General features: G+C 39.4%; 20 protein-coding genes. 14 read left to right on the forward strand and 6 right to left on the reverse strand.

All coding sequences use genetic code 11. The features are described 5' to 3' along the window. Positions 1-76 precede the first annotated feature (76 nt). Positions 77-571 (reverse strand): hypothetical protein, encoded by a 495-nt coding sequence (locus AB4153_RS13035; RefSeq protein ID WP_371997716.1) that lies wholly within the window; start codon positions 569-571, stop codon positions 77-79. 643 nt (positions 572-1,214) lie between these two features. Here AB4153_RS13035 and AB4153_RS13040 point away from each other — a divergent pair. From AB4153_RS13040 to AB4153_RS13070, 7 genes are all read left to right on the forward strand, one after another. Next, complete coding sequence (locus AB4153_RS13040) at positions 1,215-1,682, forward strand: hypothetical protein (protein WP_102529818.1); 468 nt, start codon at positions 1,215-1,217, stop codon at positions 1,680-1,682. 234 nt (positions 1,683-1,916) lie between these two features. Next, positions 1,917-2,711 carry a hypothetical protein gene (locus tag AB4153_RS13045; protein WP_371997717.1) on the forward strand — a complete coding sequence of 265 codons (795 nt, stop codon included), beginning with the start codon at positions 1,917-1,919 and terminating at the stop codon, positions 2,709-2,711. 141 nt (positions 2,712-2,852) lie between these two features. Beyond that, entirely contained in the window at positions 2,853-5,897 is a 3,045-nt protein-coding gene (locus AB4153_RS13050; RefSeq protein ID WP_371997719.1) for a carboxypeptidase regulatory-like domain-containing protein, read from the forward strand. A gap of 91 nt (positions 5,898-5,988) precedes the next feature. Then, positions 5,989-6,405, forward strand: a complete 417-nt coding sequence (locus tag AB4153_RS13055; protein ID WP_371997720.1) for a DUF4402 domain-containing protein — start codon at positions 5,989-5,991, stop codon at positions 6,403-6,405. A gap of 305 nt (positions 6,406-6,710) precedes the next feature. Beyond that, complete coding sequence (locus AB4153_RS13060) at positions 6,711-7,046, forward strand: PBPRA1643 family SWIM/SEC-C metal-binding motif protein (protein WP_229367928.1); 336 nt, start codon at positions 6,711-6,713, stop codon at positions 7,044-7,046. Between the two features lie 376 nt (positions 7,047-7,422). Continuing rightward, the gene (locus AB4153_RS13065; protein WP_371997722.1) at positions 7,423-10,467 is read left to right on the forward strand and encodes an ImpA family metalloprotease; all 3,045 of its coding nucleotides are present in this window, start codon (positions 7,423-7,425) and stop codon (positions 10,465-10,467) included. A gap of 485 nt (positions 10,468-10,952) precedes the next feature. After that, positions 10,953-12,479, forward strand: coding sequence for an MFS transporter (locus AB4153_RS13070; RefSeq protein WP_229367936.1), 1,527 nt, complete (start codon positions 10,953-10,955; stop codon positions 12,477-12,479). A gap of 78 nt (positions 12,480-12,557) precedes the next feature. Here the strand turns inward: AB4153_RS13070 and AB4153_RS13075 are convergent, their stop codons facing one another. The 4 genes from AB4153_RS13075 to AB4153_RS13090 all read right to left on the reverse strand — a co-directional run bounded on the left by AB4153_RS13075 (position 12,558) and on the right by AB4153_RS13090 (position 18,335). Next, positions 12,558-13,190 (reverse strand): acetate uptake transporter, encoded by a 633-nt coding sequence (locus AB4153_RS13075; RefSeq protein WP_102529827.1) that lies wholly within the window; start codon positions 13,188-13,190, stop codon positions 12,558-12,560. A gap of 635 nt (positions 13,191-13,825) precedes the next feature. Then, on the reverse strand, positions 13,826-16,195 hold the full coding sequence (locus AB4153_RS13080) for an OmcA/MtrC family decaheme c-type cytochrome (RefSeq protein ID WP_371997724.1): 2,370 nt from the start codon (positions 16,193-16,195) through the stop codon (positions 13,826-13,828). Between the two features lie 381 nt (positions 16,196-16,576). Beyond that, the gene (locus AB4153_RS13085) at positions 16,577-17,536 is read right to left on the reverse strand and encodes a LysR family transcriptional regulator (RefSeq protein WP_102529829.1); all 960 of its coding nucleotides are present in this window, start codon (positions 17,534-17,536) and stop codon (positions 16,577-16,579) included. Positions 17,537-17,612: 76 nt separating this feature from the next. After that, the gene (locus AB4153_RS13090; RefSeq protein WP_102529830.1) at positions 17,613-18,335 is read right to left on the reverse strand and encodes a pseudouridine synthase; all 723 of its coding nucleotides are present in this window, start codon (positions 18,333-18,335) and stop codon (positions 17,613-17,615) included. 123 nt (positions 18,336-18,458) lie between these two features. On the opposite strand from AB4153_RS13090, the gene glnD reads away from it, so the two are divergent. From glnD to AB4153_RS13125, 7 genes are all read left to right on the forward strand, one after another. Further along, the gene (gene glnD / locus AB4153_RS13095; RefSeq protein WP_371997727.1) at positions 18,459-21,107 is read left to right on the forward strand and encodes a [protein-PII] uridylyltransferase; all 2,649 of its coding nucleotides are present in this window, start codon (positions 18,459-18,461) and stop codon (positions 21,105-21,107) included. A gap of 31 nt (positions 21,108-21,138) precedes the next feature. Further along, positions 21,139-21,657, forward strand: coding sequence for a YcxB family protein (locus AB4153_RS13100; protein ID WP_102529832.1), 519 nt, complete (start codon positions 21,139-21,141; stop codon positions 21,655-21,657). Positions 21,658-21,807: 150 nt separating this feature from the next. Then, positions 21,808-22,068 carry a hypothetical protein gene (locus tag AB4153_RS13105; protein ID WP_102529833.1) on the forward strand — a complete coding sequence of 87 codons (261 nt, stop codon included), beginning with the start codon at positions 21,808-21,810 and terminating at the stop codon, positions 22,066-22,068. Positions 22,069-22,246: 178 nt separating this feature from the next. Then, positions 22,247-23,122: a MipA/OmpV family protein gene (locus tag AB4153_RS13110; protein ID WP_102529834.1), complete on the forward strand. Its 876-nt coding sequence runs from the start codon at positions 22,247-22,249 to the stop codon at positions 23,120-23,122. Between the two features lie 2 nt (positions 23,123-23,124). Then, complete coding sequence (locus AB4153_RS13115) at positions 23,125-23,541, forward strand: DUF3019 domain-containing protein (RefSeq protein ID WP_102529835.1); 417 nt, start codon at positions 23,125-23,127, stop codon at positions 23,539-23,541. Continuing rightward, positions 23,541-24,254 (forward strand): winged helix-turn-helix domain-containing protein, encoded by a 714-nt coding sequence (locus AB4153_RS13120; protein ID WP_102529836.1) that lies wholly within the window; start codon positions 23,541-23,543, stop codon positions 24,252-24,254. The genes AB4153_RS13115 and AB4153_RS13120 overlap by 1 nt, the downstream gene beginning before the upstream one ends. Positions 24,255-24,271: 17 nt before the next feature. Beyond that, positions 24,272-25,525 carry an ATP-binding protein gene (locus AB4153_RS13125; RefSeq protein WP_303512328.1) on the forward strand — a complete coding sequence of 418 codons (1,254 nt, stop codon included), beginning with the start codon at positions 24,272-24,274 and terminating at the stop codon, positions 25,523-25,525. A 125-nt stretch (positions 25,526-25,650) separates the two neighbouring features. On the opposite strand, the gene AB4153_RS13130 is transcribed toward AB4153_RS13125, so the two are convergent. Beyond that, positions 25,651-25,956: a DUF1289 domain-containing protein gene (locus tag AB4153_RS13130; RefSeq protein ID WP_102529838.1), complete on the reverse strand. Its 306-nt coding sequence runs from the start codon at positions 25,954-25,956 to the stop codon at positions 25,651-25,653. Positions 25,957-26,074 lie beyond the last annotated feature (118 nt).

The following is a 26,074-nucleotide window of genomic DNA, read 5'->3' on the forward strand; positions in this document are numbered from 1 at the left end:
CCTAAAACCTAAAACCTAAACCCTAAACCCTAAACCCTAAACCCTAAACCCTAAACATCTATTTTATGATGAGGGTTTATTGCTCTTCAACACTTAAGGAGTACTGTAAAAACTTAGCCCCTTGGCTAGATTTCTTATTGGCAACAACCTTGGCTCCAATATCAATATATTCTCCAGCAGCCCCTGGGTTTTCTAGCCCAAGAATGGGAAAGGTTTTGTAGGTTACATTTTTATAGCGTACTCTGAAGTTTTTAAGTTGAATAAGAGGTTCGTTCGCTAGGCTAATAAAGTTGATATCAATAGGGGCTGTCGAGTCTGAAGTAATGTAATATCGGCCTTGTGAGTAGTCATTATCAAGCAAGGTAGAATTGGTAGAGTTGCCAATTGCCCCCTTCCAGTTAACCACAACAGTTGTACTACTACCGCTATTTTGTAATACCGTCGGAAAAGTAATTGGCTGAATTTCAGTAATAGAAATTTGAGCTGAAACCGTTTTCGTTATACAAACCAAACCAATAATGCAAATAGACTTCAATAATTTCGAAGTTATCATTAGATTTTGTTTAATCATATAAAACCACATTGCATATAAAATTATTCTTATTATTAGTTAGTTAATTAAATAACACACAAAAATACCAATTAATAATCAACAAATAGCTTAAAGCTTCAAAATTAGCAGTTATTAATGACCAATATCCCTCGTATTTGAATGACATCATTGCATCGGTGTTACAAAAGGTCAACAACACAGAAACGATCAGCAAGCGATCCAATCGAGCCTTTCCCGACTAACTTTATGACTCAAACCAAACTAGCTGTACATTTAACAAGCAGTCAAACACTTATTAATCACTGCAGTCAGCCCGCCACAAACCCAGTACTGACCTTGATTACTACTAAAGCAACAAAATTGAGAATAAGAGTCTTTAAATCTTATAGATAGCGATCACATGTATTTTCAGTAACTTATTAATTTTTCCAGTACCTAATACTAATGAATTAGAAAACTTTAATCTCAATCCGTTATACCTTATAAGATTTAGCGATAACAGAATCCCTAGTCACAAGTGTAACAATAGTGTTGCAAAATATTTCAATGCTGTTACTTTTATTTTGCCCAAGTAAATAAGTCCTTGTTTACAAGAGACAATAACCCATACAAAAAATGCGGGCATACTAAAACTATAAAATTATTACCTTGGAACACTAAAATGACTCATAAATTACTATTATCTACACTTATCGCATCAACCCTTCTACTTTCAACTCAAGCTGGTGCAGAAGATGCTACTGGTACAGCTAACTTCCAACTTGTGTACCCTATTACTGTTTCTGAAACTGAAGAAATGGAATTTGGTGATGTATCTATCGCTGCTGATGGCCAATGTGCTTTAGATTATTCAGATGCTGTAACTGGTGCAGCTTGTGTTGCTGGCGGCGCAACAGCTAATACAGGTCTTTTCACTGTAACCGCTGCTGACGGAACCGTTAACCTTTCTCTTTCAGCCGCAGATACCTCAGTTCCAGGTGTTACATTCACTCCAACACTTGCTAGTGCAACTGGTACTGTTGCAAGTAATACTTTAGCTGTTGATGTTGGTGGAACGTTAGATATCGTTGCGGCTACAGCAACTCCTGGAACCCACGGATTAAGTTACACACTTTCAGTTACTTACTAATCTCATCATTACCTCTTTATTGAGTAACACGGATTAGTCGTGAGTAAAATTTCGCGGTGTAGATTCAGAATGGATCGCCGCGAGATTTTGATCTAATCTCAATCTTTAACAATAAAGCGCTATATTAATTTTTAAATAATACGTTAATCTAGATTCAAGTAAGCTCGAAGTAAGCTAACGACAAAAATTATAATAATTGCAGACTATTGCATGTAAATTTAGCTGGGCAACATCATGAAACTTAAAATAATATTACTAATCACGATTGTGATTAATCTCACCTCTTTCGCACATGCCAATCTTCTTGTGACACCTACCCGTGTTGAACTCGATAACAAACGAGATAAAAGCGCGGTATTTTCTTTAGTAAACAAGAGCAACCAAACATCACGATATGAAATTTATCTTGAAGACAAACAGTTATTACCTTCTGGTGAATTTGAAATCATAGACTCTGAAACGAGCACCACATCACTTGCAAGCTTTACCCGTTATTCCCCAAGAAGAGTGAGCTTAACACCTGAACAAGGCACGCGGGTGAGACTGGCAGTGAGACCGCCAAAAGACATTAAACAGGGTGAATATCGCAGTTATATTGTCTTCCATCAAATTCCCCTCGCGCCTACCAGTAGCGAGCAAACTACCGATAAAACCGATAGTTTAAGCTTATCTGTGACAGCTTACTTACGCATCGCTATTCCTGTCATTATGCGAGTAGGCGAATTAACCGCTCAACTTAATATCGCTAATCATCAAATATCCGATACTGAAGGGCAACAACAGCTTATTGTGTCTATTGCCCGCCAAGGTGAACGCAGTAGTTATGGTGATATTGAAGTATTTGATGCCAAGAGTGATGAATTGATCGGTAGCTCAAAAAATGCGGCGATTTATACTGAAATGACCCATCGGGCGTTTGCGGTTACCCTTAATAACAAGATTAAACCTGGCACTGATTTAGTCATTAAATACGTTGAAAATGACGGATTATTTAAGCCACAAACTATCGAACAGAAAATAACGCTCTAGTACTTTAAAGGCATCATATAGATAGAGAATTAACTAGAACAAATGCTATTACAGCATGTAAATCGATTACTAAAGTACACCTTTGCCATAGTCATACTGCTACTTTATATCGAACTGGTGAACCCAGGGCTTGAGTCATCAATGCCCTGGAAAACTGATTCTGACACTTTTCTAGCCACATTAAAAAGTATCCCTGCACAGCAAAATACTCTTTATATTCGCGATACTGCCTATATTCACGATACCGCCAGTGAGCATCCACCAACACCTGATTTAGCCAGTGCAGCCTTGCCAAATCAAACTGCGCATATAAATGAAACAGTTAAAGAAGTTGTACCAAAGAGCTCTTCAAGTCATATTTTTCGTAAGTCAGAGATTCCCAAAACAATCATTAAAACTCAGACTGAATCAAATTTACCGCAACAAAAAATCAGTTCCGTTAACTCTAGCTCTAAGCAAAAGTCTGTAACTACACCTGTGGCTGCACCTTTCATAGAAAAGGCTCAAGCCAAACCACAGATATCATCTCAATCAACTCTTGAAGTGATAACTGAATCAATTTCCAATAAAAAGCACCATGTTGCTCAAGAGCCCAATATTCTCACCCTATCAGCACCGACGCATCCCATAGTAGATAAAGTGGCTCCCAAAGACATCACCACTGAAGTGAAATCTAGCACCAACATCGCTGAAACTAACTCGTTTGAAACCTGCTCAAATATTATTAACCGCACTTACATTGAATCAACAACCAATGAAGAGCAGTTTCTTGTTACCCAATTTAACTATGGTTCTGAACGGCTAAGTGATGAGATGTTTATTTATCACGATAACGGCGTAATCTATTTACCCATGCAGTTTCTTGCAGACAACTTAATGCTGCCATTACAAGTTGAAATAGCGCCTCTCACGCTGACAGGCTGGTACTTATCATCCGATAACAGTATTGATGTAAGCCAAGGTTTAATGCGTTATACCACGCAAAATAGTCAGTGTAATCATAGCCCAAGTTCAGTATTCAAAGATGACTGGGATATGTACTTGGAACTTTCAGTCGTAAAACAAATGTTGGGGCTTGAAATTACATTTGATAATGCAAGGCAACTGATCAATATCACCGAAAATAGCTTGATTCCGTTGAGCCAGTTAATCGCCCGTCAAAAGCGGTTTCAGCAATTCAATGATCAGAAAAAAGCCAACGTTCCAATTAACCAACGCCATATTGATACGGGTTATGCCAATATCGGCGATTTAGCCGTGCATGCAGATTTAGGCGTTTCTCAACGCAAACAAACTGACACTGATAGAGTCCGTTTTGATGGCTTTATACAAGCTAGAACCGATATCCTCGGTCATAGTGCATATGCAGGGTATTCGTGGTCAGAATATGGTGAATCCCTCAACGCCTATATCGAGAAAGAAATGGCCGATACTTGGGTTAATTACTATCGTTTAGGCAGTATTGATTCCCATAATTTAGCGCTAGTTTCCAGTGCGAGCTCCGGCGATGGAGTTATTATCAATGCGGGAGATAGCTTTATCGATGATATTCGTTACCTTGTTGTCGATGGTGAACTTGAACCTGGCTGGGATGTTGAACTGTATCGAAATGGTGGATTAATCTCAGTTCAAAGAGTGACAGATAATGGCCAATACCGATTTGAACAAGTGCCTTACTATATTGGTTTAAATCAATATCAACTGCGCTTCTTTGGTCCCAATGGTGAAACCCGTACAGAATCTTTCAGTAAGTTATTAGACCCTTCTCAAATGCAAGCTAATAGTTTCGGGATGAATTTCGGTGTCATGCAGCGAGAACAAGATGATCTTCAACAAGTCTATGCCAGCGCAAACTGGGCTGTGACTGATAACTTCAGTGCTGGTGTGGCAATAATTGAACAACAAATATCACAAGATAAGTGGCTGTTTAGTCCTACAGTCTCTGTAAATTTTCTGACTGATAACAGTGTCTGGCAAATTAATCTAACTGGAAACGATACAGGATCGGCTGCCAATATTATCGCCCAAGGCAGTAATAGTTTGGTGGATTGGCAGGCGGAATGGGCACAGTATGATAATTTTGAGTCTTGGGACAATGAAAATAATCGCCTAAAACAACGCGCGAATATAAACCTCAGTGGCAACATCAGCGACACCAATATGAGCTGGGGAGTCAATGGCCGTTGGCAGGACCAAAATGTTGCTAATGATAGCCTCTATCTTGCAACGACGATTGCAGGGCAGTTGCAGCATCTATCCTTAAGCAATGAACTCAGCTGGCAAAATAGTGCCGAAAATGAAAAGTGGGCCAATAGATTGGCTCTTTCGGGACGGGTTGATGACTGGTACTTGCGTAGCTACGCAGATATCGCCTTATTGCCAACTACAGAGCTAACTCAGTTAGTCTCTAATGTGAGCACTTCCTTTTCAGATAGAAGTAACTACCAGTTTGAAGTGCGCTATCAACCTTTAGCAGAGGCCGAAGTCACGTTCAGAAACTCACTATCCTATTTCCTCGATTCTAGCACCTTAAGACTGACCGTAGAAAATGACTCTGAAGGTGATTGGTTTGCGCAATTTAAATGGAGCAGTTCAGCGTTATTTATTTCGGCAGATAATACTTGGTTGCTAGATCGAGTCAGTCATTTAAACACTGGCAGTGTTAAAATTGTCGCTTTTCAAGACGACAACAATAATGGCCAATTTGATGACAATGAATTACCGATGGCAGGATTAAGGTTTTCTGGTCACACCAACTCAGATAATGAAACTGACGATAACGGTCAATTATTAATTACTCATATTCAAACCTCAAGACCCCATAAATTAGTTCTCAATGAGCGCTCACTGCCTGACCCTTTTCTATTACCACTCAATAGTATTTTGATGATTGAAGCGCACCCAGGTAATGTGGCCGAAGTACTATTTCCTGTTCTATTTACCGCTGAACTTGATGGGGAGGTTTATTATGAAAACGACGTTGCCGCTAAAGGTGTCTCTGTCACCCTAATTCATGCCGATAAAACAAAGTATCATGCTCGGGTGGAATATGATGGGGTATTTATTTTTGAGCAACTAATACCTGGCGAGTACCAAATAGAAATTAATAACCAATTACAATCAGAAACCGTAACCTTAGCGCCTGGTGAATATGTGACCTTTCCCACACAAACGATTGCCAGATAGTAATAATCAATCAATAACACTGTTTATAAATCCACCAGCTATTACACTCTATATGATGAATTAAATTAAAATCACTAATAGGGAATTGCTGATGTCACTTTTTATGCTCGCAACAGCCATTGCCCAAGCAAATTTCACCCTCGTTGCGCCTGTCGCCATAGAACAAACTCAAGAACTAAATTTAGGTAATATTACCAATCAAATGAGCGTGTATTGTCAGTTAGACCAGCATCAGAGACAAGGTAATGGTTGTATTGCTTCTGATAATCAACTGGGTCAGTTCATGCTCACTGGTAATGAACAATCCAATGTTGAAGTGATTGTTTATGCTAACAGCGGCGATGATATTTTATTTACGCCTATTTTACCTAACGGTAGTCAGCAACAAACATTTCAATTAACCCAGCAAAGCACCATGATCGAAGTCGGTGGAAAGGTCGATGTATTACACGAGCAAGCCAGTGGCCATCAAACCTTGTCGTATACCGTCGAAGTAAACTATCAATAGAAACTCACTATCAATTGAATTTAACTATCAATTGAATTTAATTATAAAATGAGCAACTTCGAAATCATCAATCGTCCACACCAATCACCGGCATCTGAAATCAATCGTCGCAATTTCAGCACAGATACCTAATATTCAGCATTTATTCGCCATTTAATTAGTCAAATGCACCTAATTCCTGTATAAGCTTCGCCTCTAGTTAGATTTTTCACTAATGGTATGACTGGTGTTGCTATAAACAAGCATGACTGCCGTTATTAAAACCGTTTTAATCTCTTAATATTAAATGATGGGCAGGTACAATTATGTCAGATAAATTTTTCTTTAAAGGCCGTCAAACGCCAAAACCTGCTTACGGTCAAAGTGGCTACAATACCAAGCGCCAAGCCAAAATAGGCACTGAAGCAAACCCGTTAGTATTAAGCGTGCAAACAGAAGCCCGCATGCAAGAAGTTCAGCAAATGGTTGAGCAACGTAAATTACTTGCAAACATAACTGTTAACTCTGATGTCGCGGAAGATATCTTGCAATTGGAAGGTATATTAAATAAACCCACAGCGGTTACAGCGGAAGCTAAGATTAACCGTAATGACCCATGCACCTGTGGCAGCGGTAAAAAATATAAGAAATGTTGTGGTTAGAAGTTGACCTAGACCTAAGAGTCAAAAACCACTTGTGTACATAATAAATATTTATTAAAGCAAAACTTCGGTTTTGCTTTTTTGGGTTCTATATAAAGGTGTTAGAAATTATTACGTTTTTATTCAGGCTAAATATAATCACCTCCAATCTACACGCCCTGCTCGCATTGAGCAGAATTTACCTTCAACGTTAACTGAACAGCAATATCAACTGGCTACACGTTGGTATTTTCAATCGCTTTTGCCTACCCCTTCCAACCACCTATAGCCCGTTACAAAGTGTATCACATTCACCCAAATTGCCGCGTTTACAGCGACGTAACAAAGCGCCATAATCAGTAAAATATCAATACAAAATAATAATAAGAAGTAAAAAATGAAACAGAAATTACAGCTGATAAGTTTATTTACCATACTTGTATTAACCACCGCTTGTGGAGGAGATTCTTCAGAGGACTTGCCAATTGACCCCCCTACAACTGAGCCCCCGACTACAGAGCCGCCAACGACCGAACCTCCTACACCAGAACCAACAGCACCTAGCATTGAAACAATTTCTTCGATCACTTCGTGGAATGATGAATTGATTGAGGTAACTGCGCTAGTGTCTATTGATGCTAATGCTACGGCAACATACCTATGGCAACAAACTGCTGGAGAAAACGTCAACCTTAGCGGGGCTGAAACCCAGACAGTCACCATTGATGGGCAACAACTACAGCAAAATGAAACGATAGAATTAAGTTTCACTGTCACTGACAGTAACAACCTAACTGCTAATATCAACATCACGGTTACGTTAAACGATCGCATAAGCGCCGCACTGAAATCAGGGGATGCTTCAGATTTACTTTCATCAAGTAAAACAGAGCAATTCACTCAGTCATTAATAGAACGAACTGAACAGGTTATTATTGATGCTCAAGAACAGCAGAGGCAATTCTTAAGTACGGTTTATGCTAGTGACACTATTGATTATTCGCCTGGTAAAAACTCTCAAATGATCATCATTAATGATGCGATTCATGGCTTTCCTTCGGCGCCTACATACGAGTTAATTCGAGGCAATCAAGGACGCATCTTAGCCGCTGCAACTGAGCAAGATACTGTGCGACACGCTGCATTTGGTACCAATATTTTTTCAAAATTCAATGCGGGTCAATTTACAGACTTTGAAAATAGCTTCCAACGGTTACTAAGTTGGCAAGTTAAACAAACGCTATCAAGTGAATCAGCCTTTAATGTTGCTACATTTAGTTTGACTGAGAACCACAGCAATAACGTTCAAACCTGGTTTAGCACACATTATCCCAATGTTTCGTTTTCATCATGCTCAGACACTAGCTTTAGCAATGAGCAAATAAGCCAATGTTTTTCTGAAGTAGATTTAGTTGTGGTTGCCTCTGACGCTATGCTCACCGATGAGCAACTAAGCTTTGGTCTGTCGGTCGCCAGTACACAGAGCATCCCGACGTTATATACCCACCAGCACTCTTGGAATAGCTCAGCACAAACCCCTATTGTGTTGGGACATATGAACTTTGCTATGCAATCAATTGGAGGCCCTGGTAATTATTTTGCAGATGATAAAGCACTGTGGGCGTCAGCTTCTGAAATGCTTGAGCAATTTCCAGCATTTGTTGATGAATATCGCTGGGTAAATGCATTTAAAAACAATACTCTGCCTTTTAACTTTTCAACATGTGCTGATGATTGCGCTCAATTGTATGACGATGAATATAAGCCGAGTTTACAAACCATCAAAAGCCGGATAAATGCGCTTGATACCAGTAAAGAAAATATCTTTACGCATGATGGTCAATTTATTGTGTATAAATCTCTCATCGTGCTCGGTGATTTATTCCGCGATGGCATCAATTATCCAATGGACGTAACCACCCTTGATAATATGTTATTTGCCAAAGCGTATTTTGCCGACCATACCATGGCTTATCAGCGACCTATAAGTCTTACGCCTCAATCGCTAGGCAACTTTAGCCGAACAGATTTTTCCCATATCAACCTAGTTGATAAGAATGTCTCAATAACCAGTAAGAAAAACTTCCGTTCAGCCGGTGTCTACGCCATCCCAGGACAAGCATTTACTGTGACTCGTAATGACCAAAGCGCAGTAAAAGCATGGGTATTTATTAACACCCAGCGTTCAGGTTCAACCAAAGAATTTGATGCTAGTAGTTATAACCGCCCTAAGTATTTACAATCTCAACATATTGAAATTGAAGCGGGAGAAACCTTAACTCTCTCTTCAGCTTATGGCGGCCCAATTCAAGTTAAATTTGATCAAAATGACTTACCAGTATTATTAGACTTTGAACAAGTAGGACAACACCCTTACTGGCGAGAAGGCGATGATGCAGTCAAGTTTGCAGCAGATCTTGCCAGCGCAAATTTTGACTGGGCGGAAATTGCTAGCCCGCATTTTGAAGTGCATTCTCAAACAGCAAAAATGCAGCAAACCATGGAACAATACCCTCGCTGGTCAACTGCCGATACCATGGCGCAAGCTATGAATAGTAATTTACACAACTATCCTCATATTTTAGCTGGATTCCAAGGCCCTAATATCAATACGGTGGACGAAATAAGCAACTTTGCCACTGCACATAATATTGAGGTGGTTGAGTTAGATATAGTGAAACATATGAATGCCGATCAAGCGACCTGTGGTTCTGGTTGTTCCGGAAACCCATATGATGCATTTTGGTCTTTTAACCCTTTAGGGCATGGAGATATTCACGAACTTGGTCATGGCCTTGAAAATAAGCGACTGAGGTTTGATGATTTCGATAGTCACGCCTCTACTAATCCATATTCATATTACACAAAATATATGAACTACCTTGAGCATGGTGAGCTACCTAATTGTCAAAATCTGCCAATAGAAAATGAATTTGCACTACTGCAACAAAGCAAAAAAGAGGCGGATCCTTTCGCTTATATGCAAAGTGCTAATTTCACGGCATGGAACCAGGGGATGTCTATCATGGTTCAAATGTATGCTATGGCTCAAGATCAAGGCGCGCTAAGTAATGGCTGGCATCTTGTTCCACGTTTGCACATCATCTTAAATGAGTTTAATGCTAATAAAGGCAATGCTGACAATTGGAATGCTATCAAGGCCAATATTGGTTTTAATAATTATACCAATGAAGAAGCTGATGCAATGAGCCAAAATGATTTCTTGGCCATTGCAATGAGTCATGCAACAAAACTCAATTACCTTCCCCTTTACCAATTATGGGGGCTCACTGTCACTGATAAAGCTAAGCAACAAGTTAACGATGCTGGTTATCCTGCAGTACCAGAACAAGTATTTGTTTTTGAAGCTGATGGATATTGTTATGGGCTAGATTTAGATACTGTAGAAGTAGATGGCGAGCAAAGTTGGCCATTTAACTAGCCGTTTAACTAACTATTTTATGATAAATGATGACATGTTGAGAGAGTGATTCTCTTACCATGTCATCAAATAGTTTTATTCATTCAACGATGACGACTTTTGCTAAACGTTGAAGTTCACCTCTCCCTTTAACAATAATAACCATTTAAAATATCCCTTTAGAATGTCCTCTCACTCATTATCAAAATGAACAAGCTTAGTTGGGTATAAACATCTGATTCGTTACTTAAAGATTAACTGGCCACTCATCACCTTGATGACTGTGATACCACCTCTTTTGTGGTTACTTTCAATAGAGCGAGTAACGAATTTTTACATTCATTCGTTGTTAAATGAACAGGCTAATTTCTATTCATTTTGTTTGCCAAACAGCCCAATATCACAACTAGTCTAACTTTCTGTAACCGTTCCTTTGGTAAATCCTCACAAATTAGGTAAAGTGTCAGCCGACCTATGTTAATAATAATCATAATAAAGGGTGACATATGAGTGAAAGTTCACACTCGGGTAACGACCTAAGTGAAGTAAAGCAGCTAGGCATGTGGGCGTCCATTGCCAGCTTGAGCTATATATTTTGGATAGTGGGCGGCATGGAGCTGGTTGAGCGTATCGCTTACTATGGCGTTAAAGCCAGTGCGGGGTTATACGCTAAAACACCAGTTTCTGAAGGTGGTTTAGGGATTAGCCTAAGCGACTATGGTGTCATTATTGCGATATGGGCAATGATGCAAACCTTCATTCCCGTGTTTACCGGCGGTATTTCTGACCGCGTCGGCTATAAAGAAACCATCTTTGCTTCCACCATAATCAAAATTATGGGCTATCTAGTGATGGCTATGTTTCCAAGTTTTTATGGTTTTTTGATAGGGGCAATTTTGCTCGCTGCGGGTACCGGGGTATTTAAGCCAGGTATTCAAGGTACCTTAGTCTTATCTACAGGACGACAGAATACATCAATGGCTTGGGGGATATTTTATCAAGTGGTCAATATTGGTGGTTTCCTTGGTCCGTTAGTCGCTGTACATATGCGCCAGCTATCCTGGGATAACGTGTTTTATGCCTGTGCAGCGATAATTTCATTCAATTTCTTGTTTTTATTGGCTTATAAAGAGCCAGGTAAAGAAGAAAGACTTGAACGCAACCGCAAAATTAAAAGCGGCGAAATTAAACAAGAAGCACTGTGGCGTGATGCTTTACACGAACTTAAAAAACCTGTGGTCATTTACTACATGTTAGTGTTTGCTGGCTTCTGGTTCTTATTTAATGCCCTATTTGATGTATTGCCGATTCATATTGCTGAGTGGGTTGATACCAGCGTGATTGTGACCTCTTTATTTGGCCCTGAAGGTACTTCTAATGGCTTCTTCCAGTTTTGGTTAGGACTCGATAATACAGGCACAAAAGTCATGCCAGAGGGAATGCTTAACCTCAATGCCGGCATGATCATGACCACCTGTTTCTTAGTGGCTGCGCTTACTGCGAAATATCGGATTACCACCGCTATGTTAGGTGGTTGCTTATTGAGTATTTTGGCATTTGTATTGATAGGAGCTACCAATGCAGCTTGGATGATTGTTTTGGCCATTGCGCTTTTCTCTTTTGGCGAAATGATGATTAGCCCTAAGAAAAATGAGTTTATGGGTAACATCGCCCCTGAGGGCAAAAAAGCCATGTATTTAGGCTTTGTAATGCTTCCGCAAGGGATAGGCTGGACACTGGAAGGTTATTTCGGCCCTAAGCTATATGAAATCTATGCATCGAAAGAAATTTTCTCTTTGCAGCTGTTAGGCGAACGAGGTATGGATGCAGCAAGTGTTGCAGCAATTCCTCAAGGTGAAGCCTTTAGTACACTAGTCGCGTACACTGGTGAACCTGCACAAGAGCTAACAACATTATTGTATAACACACATAATATCGGTATGGCGTGGTACATCATTGCTGCTATTGGCACTATCTCAGCTGTGGGTATTTTCTTGTACGGTAAGTGGTTGTATCGTCTGCAGCAAAGCTAATAAACTGAGTTAAACCCAAACAAAAAAGCTGACCCAAAGGTCAGCTTTTTTATTATGAACCGAGCTATTAAAACGTAATTAAGCTGCTTTCAATGTCTCGTTAGTGTCTGCTACAGAGACAACTTGAGCTTGCTTTAGCTCACCAACAGGTAAAATCACCCGGCCATATTCAGCGTTTAATACTTGTGCCATGGCAAAATAAATTGCACTTGCGCCACAAAAAATGCCTTCAAAACCTGCAATCGTACCTATTAGTGCTGAACCGGTGAAATCACGGGCTGCAAGTAGGAAAAATAATATTGTTAATGAACCAAATACCACCTGCTTAGCACGAGGGTAACGCAATGAACCGACGAACATAAACGCAGTAAATACGCCCCACAAACCTAAATACCACCCCATAAAGCTTGCAGGACTTGCTTGTGAAATGCCCATTTCAGGCATAACTAACAAGCCCACTAACGTTAACCAGAATAAACCATAAGAAGTAAATGCAGTGGTGCCAAATGTGTCACCACGCTTGAAACACATCATGCCAACAATCACTTGACCAATACCGCCATAAAATATCCCCATAGCAAGGATCATTGCATCAATCGGAAAAAAGCCCGCATTGTGAATGTTCAATAATATGGTGGTCATACCAAATCCCATTAAACCTAAAGGTGCTGGGTTAGCTAATGGTTGAGATACTGGTAACGGTGTCGACATGGCTTGCTCCTAAATGATACTCACTGAGTATGGGCAGGTTTTAATGTAGGGGTCCTTGGTGGGCAAATCGGTATAAAAGCCCGCTATAAACACAAACATTAAGATAAGTTAATTAAACTGCGGCGCATTGTAAGGAAGCAAACGAAAACAGACAAATTGGCAGTAGAAGACCATGATTAGCAATTTTTACAGGACAATCGTAACTCAGCTTTAATTGCCAATATGAAATTGACACATATAAAACTCTTTAAATACAAATAACTGAATGATTTCGAGTGAATAATAATTGGTATCAGACCTAAAACATTCAACTGACAAAATACAATACGCGTGCTCTTCACAATCTGAAAATAATCACTTCTCGTCAGTTGGGCTTAAGTCACATTTATAAACAATGGTTGTCTTGACTCACAATTAAAGGGGTTTTGTATGAATAAACGCCTTTGTAAAGTCAGCTTGTAATGATGAATAATTGCTCAAGTTCACATTATCAAACATTAGTTAAACGATGCTGCAATGAACTGACTAATGATCGTTTTAGCAAAAGAAAAAGGAGCCCAGAAGGCTCCTTTTACATTTATCTGCATCTTGCAGGACTACAGAAAAATGTTCACTTTACAACTTAACATTTAAGACTAGTGAGCTGCACCAGAATGCATTACATCAACACCGTAAGTTTTACCTTCAGCGTGACAAGTAGAACAAGACTCAACTGGTACATCAGCGGCAGATTCAACGCCATCTTCATAAACTGTCGCGCCATTACTCTTAAAGTGAGCTAACGCTGCTGCACCTGAGTGAGCATGACAAGTACGACAAGCTTCTGTTACTGGAGAAATGTAATTAACAGTAGCTCCGTAATCATTACTTTCAGCGATTGCAGTGCGTCCAGACGTTAATTCACCGTCACCAGCAAAGAAGGTCATGTCATCACCGTTTGAATCGACATCTTTATGACAAGCTTGACAGTCAGTTTTAGATGCAGGGTAATTAACCCAAGTTTCACCATCTTCACCTAAGTAGATACCGCCGCCTGTGCTACCCGCAAACATACCACTATGGAAACGGTGAGCTACAGTTGCTAAATCACGGTTGTAGTACTCTAAACCTTCAATTAGTTCAAATGTAGGTTCGCCATCTTCGTCAGTACCAGCTTGCTTATAAACATCGGCATGATACGAACCTGGATAGTTATTGTTGTGACAATCTGCACACTGAGTAAAGTCAGTCACACCATGGCGAGGGGCTTTAATGTGAGACATGTTGTCATGACAAGCATTACACTTAGCTTCATCAGCACTAGTGCGATCATTCATCGCTTGTGTTGGCATGGTGAAGTTTTCAAGTGAAGAAGGCACAAAGCGTAAATTTTCTTCTGTTTCAACACCGACAGCTGCAACATCGTCAAACATGAAGAACTTAGTCACGATATTAGCTGGAATAGCGATTTCACACTCTTCATCTGTGCCTAAAGTCGTTCTATCAATGACCATACCTGACTCAATGTCACCACACATGTTGAACTCAGAACTTACTGATAAGGTTTTTCCGTCAAGAGAGTTGGCATCAATAGCTTGAGATAAAGTGAGTTTACCGCCAGTAGTAACAAATAAACCTGAACTAGTATCAAGGCTTAAACCACGAACATAATCACCATTTTCATCTAAAGTACCCATCATAATTGCATGAGCATAGCCTTCAGCAGCTAAATAATCGGCTAAAACGGTACCATCTGCAGGTGTTTCGCCATTGATCTTTACGTCGACAACAACAGTTAATTGATCAGCTGCAACTTCAGCAGACATAACATCAAATACAACACCGTCTTTTAACGTTCCACGAGCACCCACTGCGTGAGCTTCAACTGGGCTCAAACTACCAGCGCCATGACAACCTGAACACGATGCATCACTTTCTGGCACGATACCGCGGTGATTATCGCCAGTTTCGAAGTCAACATCGGTATGACAAGACACACAAGCTTCAGCGTATACATTGTCATTCCATTGTGTGCCGCTATCGTGACATGTTGTACATTCATTTAGCTCAGCAGGGAAACCAACTTCACCAAACATTTCTTCAGCTTCACCTTCAAGATCGAGATGATGACCCGCATGAAGTGTGTGGATCATTGTATTCCAGTTGGCATTCCAACCAACCGCTGGATCATCTTCACCGCCAGCGATAGCAGGGTTATGACAAGCAACACAATTTTCTACTTTTTGATAGTTATGATGTGCGCCGATGTTTGCAATGCGCGTATCTGTATCTGCGTAGCCGTCTAATTGACTATGACATTTGATACACGCTTCATTTGATACTGAATCCTTAACAGAAATAGCTAATGCACCAGTTGCAGGAATGAAGTCAATCGGTGTGGAAAGTAACTTATCTGAGACATCTGCGCCTGAACTGTCTAGCACATCATACGAACGAACCATCACACGATAAAGATTATTAGCATCGCCATCAGCAAGTACGATTGGGGCTGCACCATCATGCTCCCAAGTACCTGTATAAGTGCCAGGAATTGCTTCATCTTCAACTAACGTACAAGCATCAACTACGCTGCCCCAAGATGTGGTTGAGCCCTCAGGAGTACAATACATGTAATAGCCAGCATCGTTAGCCATTGCATTATTTTCCCACAATACTGGCGCGCCAGTGTCTGTGGTATTAGCTGCTTGGTTCAATACATAAAAACCAACTTTTTCTAAACCTGTAAATGGAAGCGTTTGACCTTTAGCATTCTTGCCCGTTACTGTAAATTTGACGGCAAATTCATCACTACCTACCACCACAATATCTTCAGGCGCTAACGTCAGCGTGAAATCTGCTGCAACATCAACTGTATCAACAACATTACCTATAGATGTACCAGGTTCGCCAGGGGCACCTGGTTCTCCAGGTGCGCCATCTTGCCCATCATCACCATCACTACACCCGGTTAACCCGATAGCTGCCATTAAGGCAACCGCGAGTATCGACTTTTTATATGTTCTCATTATCGTATCCCTTTATTTTTAGGTATTTGATTCTGCTTTAGCAGTAACCTAAATATAAAAGATACCTCTTTAGATGTATTATTCTTGTATTGCATTTGTGACTAGAATTGAAAGATGCTTACTACAAAATTTTACAATTCGATTTTGGTAATTTCTATATCTAAAATCCAGATTACTATCAATGTGATACATTCAAAAAACATTGATTTAGATCATATCCAAAACAGAATAAAACCGTCTTAAGAACATTACTAATTGAAAGCGGTGGCTGACTTTTACAGTTTTTCAGCGCTAAAAAGAACATCAAAAAAGATGAAAACCAAAAAAAACGAAGAACTAAGTTCTTCGTTTTAAATGTCTAACTAAAGATGAATGTCTTGATTATTGGACAACTAACTCAAGAACTGAATCGAGGATTATTTTGCGACTTGTTTCACAATAACGTCTGTACGGCAAACCTCTTTCAATCAAATTGTACTCAGGTATAAGGCTGTTACCTACCAGCTTTTGCCTTTCATACGCAGGTAATTTCTCCACGCGAAGGTCGGTAAAGTTTACTAACGCATTAGACTCAGCTGTACTCATAAAGCTGATACTTCTCATTGTCAGTAAGTGACAAAACCACTCTTCGATAGACTTTACTCTACTAACGTTTGGTAGCTCTACTCCGAGCTGACGGCAAAATATCTGAAATGGATCCAATTTATCATTAAACCCCTTACCTTCGAGAATTAAAAAATGATGGTTAGCGACATTATCTAGACTAATATGACTGCTATCCCAAATAGAGTGATTTCGTCTCGCTATGATTGAAGTCGATAGTGATGTTCCAATGACTTCAGACTCTAGTTCTGAAATGGCAGCAGGACCAAAGTTGATGCCTAAATCAATATCACCTTGATGAATTTGCTCTTCCGTATTTTCATCCCACATATGGATTCTAACTTTACCCAATTGCTCCATGATCTCTTCACGACCTAAGCTCATTGACAAAGAAGTCATAATGATTGGCGTTACGGCGATATTGAGTACTTTTGACGAGTTGGTATTGTTGCCCTCGCAGGCAATTCGTTCAATATTCATTGCCGACTCACAAAAATCGCAAATTGGTAGGTATAAATGTTCAGCTAATGCGGTGGGTTTTAGCCCCTGCTGACGCCGGTAAAATAATTCATCATCAAAAGTTAACCTTAATGTTGTTAAGCAACGACTAATTTTAGGAGCTGAGACGTTTAGCTGTCTAGCAGCAAGGTTAGCAAATCCAGTTTCGTAAATAAGTTTAAACACCATTAAACTGAATATGTCTAATTCACTGATTTCTTTTAGCGCTTTTATGTCCATTAGATAACCTAAAAAGATACATTCATCAAAACATATCATGAACAATGTAAAGATTTATTGATCCGCCCCCAAACAATTAAGTTTCAATTAAGCTTTCTGTGACGTGCACCTCAACCTCGTCTAAAGGCCGATACTCGCCCTGTTTCAAGGCGTTATCTAACAAAATGTTACCAATGGATTCTCGATGAAGTGCAACCACAGGGTTTCTAAATCGACCAAACATTCGTTTTATTTGATGATATTTACCTTCTTGCAGAGTCACCCTTGCTTGAAATTCCGACACAACCTCAAGCTTTGCAGGTTTAGTGGTGATGTCTTCATAACCAAAATACATTCCGTCACTAAAGGCACTGATATAGGAATCGTCAATTGGATTAGCAAGCGTGACAAGGTATTGTTTATCAACCTTGGTTTCAGGCGCCATTAGCGCTTGCGACCATTGACTGTCATTGGTGATTAATAATAACCCTGTCGAATTTAAATCTAAACGTCCAGCGATATGCATTAGCTCAAAATCGATGCCATCAAGTAAAGATAATGCCGTCGGATGAATATCATCTTTAGTTGCACTGACAACCCCTGTCGGTTTGTTAAGCATGTAGTACTGGCGAGAATGTTGTTGTAAGCCATTTCCATCTAATAGGATTTGGCTAAATTCATTAATCTGCTTATCAACCTCTTTACAGATTTGTCCATCGACTTGCACCCTATTTTCAAGCAATAGCAACCTAACTGCTTTTTTAGAAACCTGTAATTTCTGAGCAATGAATTGGTCCAGTCGACTTCTTTTACTACGCATAAATAATTTTTTCTCATTTAACTATTTAAAAGAATTAACTTATTCTTATTCATTTTATCGGTTCGTTTGAGTTAATAAACCAGATCGAATACCCTGTTTGTGGGCAAAACAATAAGGAGTAATATGTCTTTGCAACCAGCTTATCCGATTTTACAGCCAGAAATGAGTATTGTAGAGCTTAAACAAGCCATTACTGAGTTTGATACCTGGTTAGAACAACAAATCAGCAGTTGTTCTATCGCAGAAATTCTGCAGCACCGAGCGCAGTTTTTCGACATATTACTAAACCACCTTTGGCAAGCCTTTCAATTCGAAACCGACACTATCTCCCTCAATGCTGTCGGTGGCTACGGTCGCAAAACGCTTCACCCTTTTTCAGACATAGATATTTGTATTATTCACGATGACGATTTATCTGCGACTGATGCCAGCACGCTAAGTGATTTTTTAACCCAATTATGGGATTTAGGCTTAGATTTGGGCCATGCTGTCAGGCGTTTAGATGACACGTATCTAGCCTGCCGTGAAGATGTCACCATTGCTACTACCTTACTTGAAATCAGACATATTTGCGGCCACGAAAACCATCAACACCAAGTCATTAGTAAGCTATATGGTGAAACCGTCTGGTCAAGCGAAGCATTTTTTGTGGCAAAATATGATGAACAAAAAGGCCGCCACAATAAAGCTCAAGGCACCGCATTCAATATTGAGCCAAATTTAAAAAACAGCCCTGGTGGTATGCGTGATATTCAAACCATCACCTGGATAGCAAGAAAACATTTCTCCATTGATGACCTTAAAGATTTGCGCCGGCTCAAATTTTTAACCGATGATGAATATGCCGAATTAATGGAGTGTCAAAACTTCATTTGGCGAGTGCGCTTTGCACTGCACCAAGCCTCTAACCGACCTGAAAACCGGTTGTTACTTCAACATCAAGCAGAAGTCGCTCGTCTGCAAGGCTTTGGCGATAGTGGCAATATCGCTATTGAAAAAATGATGCGTCAGTTATTCAGAGCCATGAAGCGTATTCGCGAACTTAACCTGATGTTAATGGCCTATTTCGAACGTGAAATCGTGCCGCAGAAAAAGCCTGACATAATTCAAATAAATGAAAACTTTCAAATTTACAACGGTCAGATACATGCTGAAAATCAAGATGTATTTATTGACCGTTCACAAATCATGTCTATGTTTAACTACATTGCTATCCATCATGAGAAAGTCACTGGGATAACGCCTGAAACACTAAGATTGCTTAGACAAGTGCGTCGACGTTTGATGGGCGATTTACAAGATTACCAGGTGTGTCGCGAACTTTTTGTAAGCTTATTTAAGAACCCTCATGGCATGGGTTTAGCGATAACCTTAATGCATCAGCACGGTATTTTAGCGTCATATTTACCCCAATGGCGTGAAGTCGTTGGTCAAATGCAGTTTGATTTATTTCATGCCTATACAGTCGATGAGCATACTCATAAACTGCTTAAAAACTTGTATAAATTAACTCAAGATACCGTCCCAAGCGATCAAAAATTAGCAGCGGATATTTTTGAACGTTTTCAAGCTAAAGAGTCCATCTTATTTGCTGCATTATTCCATGATCTTGCTAAAGGCCGCGGTGGAGATCACAGCGAATTAGGCGCAGTAGATGCTAAGTTATTTGCCAAATTCCACGGACTTAAGACGTCCCAGCAACAGTTAATCAGTTGGCTAGTTGAGCAGCATTTATTAATGTCTATCACCTCTCAACGTATGGATATTCACGATCCTGAAGTGGTTAAAACTTTTGCTAAATCTGTAGGGAGTATTACCAAACTTGATGCACTGTATTGTCTAACGGTTGCAGATATTCAAGCGACAAATGATGACTTATGGAATGACTGGAAAGCCAGCTTACTCACTGACTTATACTTTGCAACACGTAAAGCTTTACGTAATGGCCTTGAAAATGTATTGCAATTAAGAACGGTAGTCAGAGAGCATAAACAAGAAGCTTTAGGATTAATTAACGCTGATGAAACGCAACTCGTTGCTGTTAACCGACTATGGAAACGCCTACCGCTGTCATTTTTCAGTAATGCTATTCCAACAGAAATAGCTAAATATACGTTGGGCATTTTAGAACATGAGTCAGCCTTTGAACATCAGTTATCCTCTACAGAAGAAAATGTCACTGAGCCGCCATCATTAATTATACTTGATGACAGTAGCGTAAAAGGTTGTAGCGACGTCTTCGTTTATACCAAAGATAGACCTGGGCTGTTTATTTCGCTGTTTAACACCCTGTCGACACTAAAAATATCGGTTAACCAAGCGCAGATATCTAAAACCAAAGATGGTTATGTTGTTGAGGCATTTAAAGTGCTCGATTTTGACGGCAAGCCTATTTTTAGTGACCAAAGACGCAAACAAGTGACTAAAAAGCTACGCCAAATATTAGATGACAATATGTCACCACCTAAAAACCGACCATCAAGACACACTAAAAACTTTGACAATAAACCGACAATTGAATTTATTCATTCTAAAAAAGCAGATAGAACTCTAGTACATATATTGGCATTAGAAACCCATGAATTTATGGGACAAATTGCGAGTGCTTTCAGAACGCTGGATCTCAACATTCACTCTGCAGCAATCAGTACGGTGGGTGAGCGTGCGGATAATGTTTTTGCCTTATCTAACCAGCATGGGGCTCAGTTAACTGAGTTAGAGCAAATAGAGTTACAGGAAAAATTAGTCAAATCGATCACTTCAACCTTATAATTGCGCCATTAAAGTCGATTATGAGTGCAATATGTCAACTAGCAATACACCATCTACTTCTGAAACCGATAACTTAACTGATATCGGTTTCAGCTTTTCTCAAGAATACATTTTAGATAAATCTCATTTCGCAGAGACATTTGATCAGTCAGTCGTCATCAATAACAGTCCCAAGCGATATTTAAAAGCTATCGCCTTTATTGTAGCTGGCTTTTTAATGACTCAAACTGACGTGTCGCCTTACCTTGCATACTTCTTTATTGGTCTTGGCGCTGTTGAGGGACTACAAGTTCGTTTCAATCGTGCATGGTGGTTAATGAGACAACTCATCAGTAAATCTGCCAATAACCCAGTAACATTAACCATCAGTGAACAAGGCATCCATTCTAAGTCGGCTTATATTGACCATTTACTAAAATGGACTGATATCGTTCGCGGTAAAGAAACTGAACAGGGTTTCTTATTAACCACTGAAAAGCTTAAACATTATGTTTCTAAACGCTGCCTAAATGATGCAGCTATAGCGTTTGTGCAACAAAAATTGAACTAATTTCGTTTTCTTTTGACTAATCAGTTGCTCAATTAACAAGCGAAAAGATTAAACAGAACAAGTTTGAAAAATTAATCATTAATAATAAGTTCCCATAAAGGACAACCTGCAAAGGTCAATCGATAAAGGTCAATCTATAAAGGTCAATCCATGAAAAAACTATCTATAATAATCACTATTTTGACTGGCACACTTTTGAGTCCGATAGCTTTTGCCAATAACGCTGAAGCACCAAAAGAAACCTTAATATCGCTCACTGATGCGTGTACTAAAATGGCCAGCGAAGAACAAATTGACTCGATTGAAAAGCAACAATTTGTATCTGATTGCGTTAATGCACAATTGATTGAAATGGGTTACCAACGCCAAGAGGCGATAGCAAAAACAAACTTATCAAAAGAGAATTTATAACCATTAAAAACATAGTGATACCACAAAATAACATCCTAGGTAACACTATTCACACTCGGCACTCATAAGTATCAGTTTGTATCAATTTATTTAAAGCAATATTTCCGACCTTAATTTAATGATAAAGTCGCACTCATTAGCTGTTTTATTTTTGATATAAATAGGTCGTTTGTTTTTAATGTATCGAATTTTTGTTGTTTTAATTATCTTTTTCCTAGCAGTTGCACCAGCAATGGCAGATGAACCTTGTCAAAGTGAAGGTGATTGTATTGCTGTGGGCGAATGGGATATCAGTGTAGCTTTTGGCTATGGTAACAAAACAAACCCGTTAATGAGCTACGACGACATACCTCTTTATGTAATACCATCAATAGCTTACTATGGTGAAAATTGGTTTTTCGATAATTTTAATTTCGGTTATACACTAACCGAACAAGAAAATTTCACCATAAACCTAGCCACAAGTTATAGTGATGAACGAGCCTATTTCTATCGTTGGGATCCTGCAAATATTTTCCTACCCCAATCAGTAAATTTCGATACCACAGAAGACTTACCACCCATAGGTAGTTTTGGAACTCAGGATGTTAGCCAACCTCCTGTTTTAAATGAACTTGAAAGTAGAAACTTCACCGTATATGGTGGGGTAGAACTTTTCTGGTATGGCAAATTAGGTATATTAAAAATTGCTGCTGCTCATGACTTATTAAATGTACATAATGGTCAGGAAGTGGATGTAAGTTGGACTTACTCACTTGCGGTTACTGATTGGCGCTTTGATTTAGCCTTGAAAACAACATGGAAAAGTTCAGAAGTTATTGACTATTACTTTGGTCTTAGAGCCAGTGAGAGTGCATACTGGAGCGAAGAATACCAACCGAGTTCTGGTTGGAGTAATTCAATAGAACTGACAACGCGTTATAGTATTTCAACTAGCTGGGATTTGCTTCTTGCTGCGCGTTATACCCAATTAGCCGATGAAATAATCGACAGCCCAATTATTGATGAAGATTACTCGAGCTCCTATTTCGTTGGAGCTGCATATAGGTTTTAAGCTTGTTCGTTAAAGAGCAAAAAGTCTATCACTTTTTCGGTATATTAATACTGATTTTTAGTGCTTTCTATGCCAAAGCTGATACGCTTACCGGGCAAGCACAGTTTTCGGCTACCCCACGTTTATGTCTTATTGATGCTGGTGACAGCATTTGTGAAATTGACATTTTGCTAAAATGGCAGCTCGACACTGAACAATTGGTGTGTATCACTTCAAATTACCCATCCATGGCTCAGTGGTGTAGTGACTCAGTTAATGAACACTCATTGCAAATTTCTGTAAAAACAGACAAAAATATTCATTTTGTCTTAATAAATAAAAATAATAATAATGAATTGGCGGACGTACGATTAAAAGTCACCACAACGTCAGAAACGAAAGTTCGTCGACGTTACCGTAACCCTTGGAGTTTATTTTAATGGCAACCCCCCAATCAACTCATAGAGTTTTGTTGGTAGAAGATGATATCCGTCTCGCCAACTTAATTGTGGACTACCTAAAGTCACACGATATGCACGTTGAAGTTGAACGACGTGGCGATACCGTTTTAACACGATTGATTAGTTACAAGCCTGATATTATTTTACTTGATATCATGTTACCTGGACTTGATGGATTAAGCCTGTGTGAAAAACTACCTGATTATTTTTCGGGTCCAATATTATTAATGAGCGCATTAGGCTCTCCGGAAGACCAAATCAAAGGCCTAGAATTAGGTGCTGATGATTACGTGGTTAAGCCTGTAGATCCTAGCTTATTAGTTGCCCGTATCAATAATTTACTGCGCCGTCAGGCACAACCATCAAAACCAGAGTCTCACTGCTTAAGTTTCGGTAAATTAAGTATTGACCCTCATACACAAGCGATTCGTTTAGGTAACACTGAAGTTGATCTTACCAGTCATGAGTTTGAATTATTATGGCTACTTGCATCGCAAGCAGGACAAGTATTAAGTCGTCAGTACATATACCAATACCTGCTTAATATCGACTTTGACGGTAAAGATAGAAAAATTGATGTGCGTATTTCTCGCTTGCGTAAGAAATTAGGCGATAGCATCGAAACACCATTCAGGATCAAAACTGTATGGGGACAAGGTTACTTATTCGCGCCAGAAGCGTGGAATAACTAATCGAGTTATAGAAGACTTTGAAAAGACTCTTCATCAGCCTATACCTATTATTAAGCTTAAGCTTTTTGGGTATAGGCTGGACATTAGATAGCCTCTGGCAGCAACAAGTTGAAGAAAACGACAATATTGACTCACCTTTAATCGCCTTTGCCTTACTCCTAGCTCAGCAGCCCAAAGCTGATCGCCAGCATCAGTTAAATCTCATTAATAATCAGTTTCCTTATCCGTTGCAGTTGTTCGAAAAAAATGAAATTGCATTAAGTGGGGATGTGGTCTTTTCTACCAATCAAATTATCACGACCACAGCAGATAATAGTCACGAACTACAATTCATCGCTGTAGGTGATCAAGTCCTAATGGCTGGACCTGTGGATATTGATCCCCGTGGACAGTTACGTAACATATTCACTATCGGCTTCTATTTATCCTTAGCTTTTGTTGCTTTAATTTGGGTTTGGCCGCTATCAAAAGATTTAAAAACCTTAAAAAAGGCCACTCAAAATTTTGGCGAAGCCAAATGGAATACCCGCATTGAACTAAATGCCAGCTCTCAAGTTGCGCCGCTTGCAAATACCTTTAACGATATGGCACAACATATCAGTGACTTAATCGATAATCAGAAACATCTATCAAATGCCGTTTCGCATGAAATTAGAACGCCATTAGCAAGATTGAAATTTGCCCTCGCACTTCTGCCACAGTATTGTCAGCCGAAAAGTGATGAGCAGCGAAGACAAGATTTCCTTGATGAAATGCAGTTAGATATCAAAGAAATGGAAACGCTATTACAGGAGTTACTTACCTACGCCAGCCTTGAAGTTCAACAAGAACCAAGCCTAGAAAAATGCGAATTAATCAGCATGATTGAAGAACTTTCAGCGCGCTTGACGCCACTCAGTGATAAACCAATTAATTTCCATTATGCGAGGAATGAAATGTGCATCATGGCAGAGCCTCCACTGGTAGAACGTGCAATCCAAAACCTTATCACTAATGCACAAAGATATACTCAAACCAGCATTGAGCTGTATTTAAGTTATGATGAAAGGTTAGTGTTTTTATCTGTGGTTAATGACGGTGAAGCGATTCCAGAAGAAGACCAAGAAAAATTATTTGAACCTTTCTACCGCAGTAAGTCACAACATAAAGGCAATAAAGGTCACGGCTTAGGTTTGGCCATTATTAAGCGAATTATGCATCGTCATAAAGGCAGAGTGAACCTAGTGAGTGATGAAGATAACACGTCATTTACTTTGATTTGGCCTAGATAGCATTGAAATGTAAAACTTAAGCCTGCGACTGATATCTAAACGCAAGCATAATCAATAACTAACTCAGAAAATGAGTAAGGTTTAAGGGCTACCGTTGAGGATTGTTTCAAAAAGTCCAAATGTAATTAGTCTAAAGAAAAATCGCCAAAATCTAATTTATCTTCTTTTTCTTCTTCAAAATCCAACTGAGGATTCACTTTAGCTTGTTGTTCTTTAACAGCAATTTGATGAGCTTTATATTTTGCGTATTGTCGACGACGTTTGCGTTGCAAGCATAAACGAATAATATTGTGCTTTTGCGCATCATTGAAATGGAGCCAGTTAAAACGCTCATCTCTGTTTCTAAGGCAGCCCACACAATAACCGCGCGCATCAGTTTGACACACACCTACACACGGACTTGGTACCGAAAGAAAACTGAGCTGCTCCATATCCTCGCTTTATCATTGAACAATTATTGTTCTAATCTAGCACTAATTTAGTAAAAGGCATATTCGAAAGACCTTAATCATCATATAAATCATAGTTTAATATAGGTATAACATTGGT

This window comes from Shewanella sp. 10N.286.52.E4 (assembly GCF_041468785.1).
Taxonomy (GTDB): Bacteria; Pseudomonadota; Gammaproteobacteria; order Enterobacterales; family Shewanellaceae; genus Shewanella; species Shewanella electrodiphila.

Coding starts and splice junctions, on each gene's coding strand:
- AB4153_RS13035 (WP_371997716.1), bottom strand. CDS start 571: ATGATTAAACAAAATCTAATGATAACTTCGAAATTATTGAAGTCTATT.
- AB4153_RS13040 (WP_102529818.1), top strand. CDS start 1,215: ATGACTCATAAATTACTATTATCTACACTTATCGCATCAACCCTTCTA.
- AB4153_RS13045 (WP_371997717.1), top strand. CDS start 1,917: ATGAAACTTAAAATAATATTACTAATCACGATTGTGATTAATCTCACC.
- AB4153_RS13050 (WP_371997719.1), top strand. CDS start 2,853: ATGCCCTGGAAAACTGATTCTGACACTTTTCTAGCCACATTAAAAAGT.
- AB4153_RS13055 (WP_371997720.1), top strand. CDS start 5,989: ATGTCACTTTTTATGCTCGCAACAGCCATTGCCCAAGCAAATTTCACC.
- AB4153_RS13060 (WP_229367928.1), top strand. CDS start 6,711: ATGTCAGATAAATTTTTCTTTAAAGGCCGTCAAACGCCAAAACCTGCT.
- AB4153_RS13065 (WP_371997722.1), top strand. CDS start 7,423: ATGAAACAGAAATTACAGCTGATAAGTTTATTTACCATACTTGTATTA.
- AB4153_RS13070 (WP_229367936.1), top strand. CDS start 10,953: ATGAGTGAAAGTTCACACTCGGGTAACGACCTAAGTGAAGTAAAGCAG.
- AB4153_RS13075 (WP_102529827.1), bottom strand. CDS start 13,190: ATGTCGACACCGTTACCAGTATCTCAACCATTAGCTAACCCAGCACCT.
- AB4153_RS13080 (WP_371997724.1), bottom strand. CDS start 16,195: ATGAGAACATATAAAAAGTCGATACTCGCGGTTGCCTTAATGGCAGCT.
- AB4153_RS13085 (WP_102529829.1), bottom strand. CDS start 17,536: ATGGACATAAAAGCGCTAAAAGAAATCAGTGAATTAGACATATTCAGT.
- AB4153_RS13090 (WP_102529830.1), bottom strand. CDS start 18,335: ATGCGTAGTAAAAGAAGTCGACTGGACCAATTCATTGCTCAGAAATTA.
- glnD (WP_371997727.1), top strand. CDS start 18,459: ATGTCTTTGCAACCAGCTTATCCGATTTTACAGCCAGAAATGAGTATT.
- AB4153_RS13100 (WP_102529832.1), top strand. CDS start 21,139: ATGTCAACTAGCAATACACCATCTACTTCTGAAACCGATAACTTAACT.
- AB4153_RS13105 (WP_102529833.1), top strand. CDS start 21,808: ATGAAAAAACTATCTATAATAATCACTATTTTGACTGGCACACTTTTG.
- AB4153_RS13110 (WP_102529834.1), top strand. CDS start 22,247: ATGTATCGAATTTTTGTTGTTTTAATTATCTTTTTCCTAGCAGTTGCA.
- AB4153_RS13120 (WP_102529836.1), top strand. CDS start 23,541: ATGGCAACCCCCCAATCAACTCATAGAGTTTTGTTGGTAGAAGATGAT.
- AB4153_RS13130 (WP_102529838.1), bottom strand. CDS start 25,956: ATGGAGCAGCTCAGTTTTCTTTCGGTACCAAGTCCGTGTGTAGGTGTG.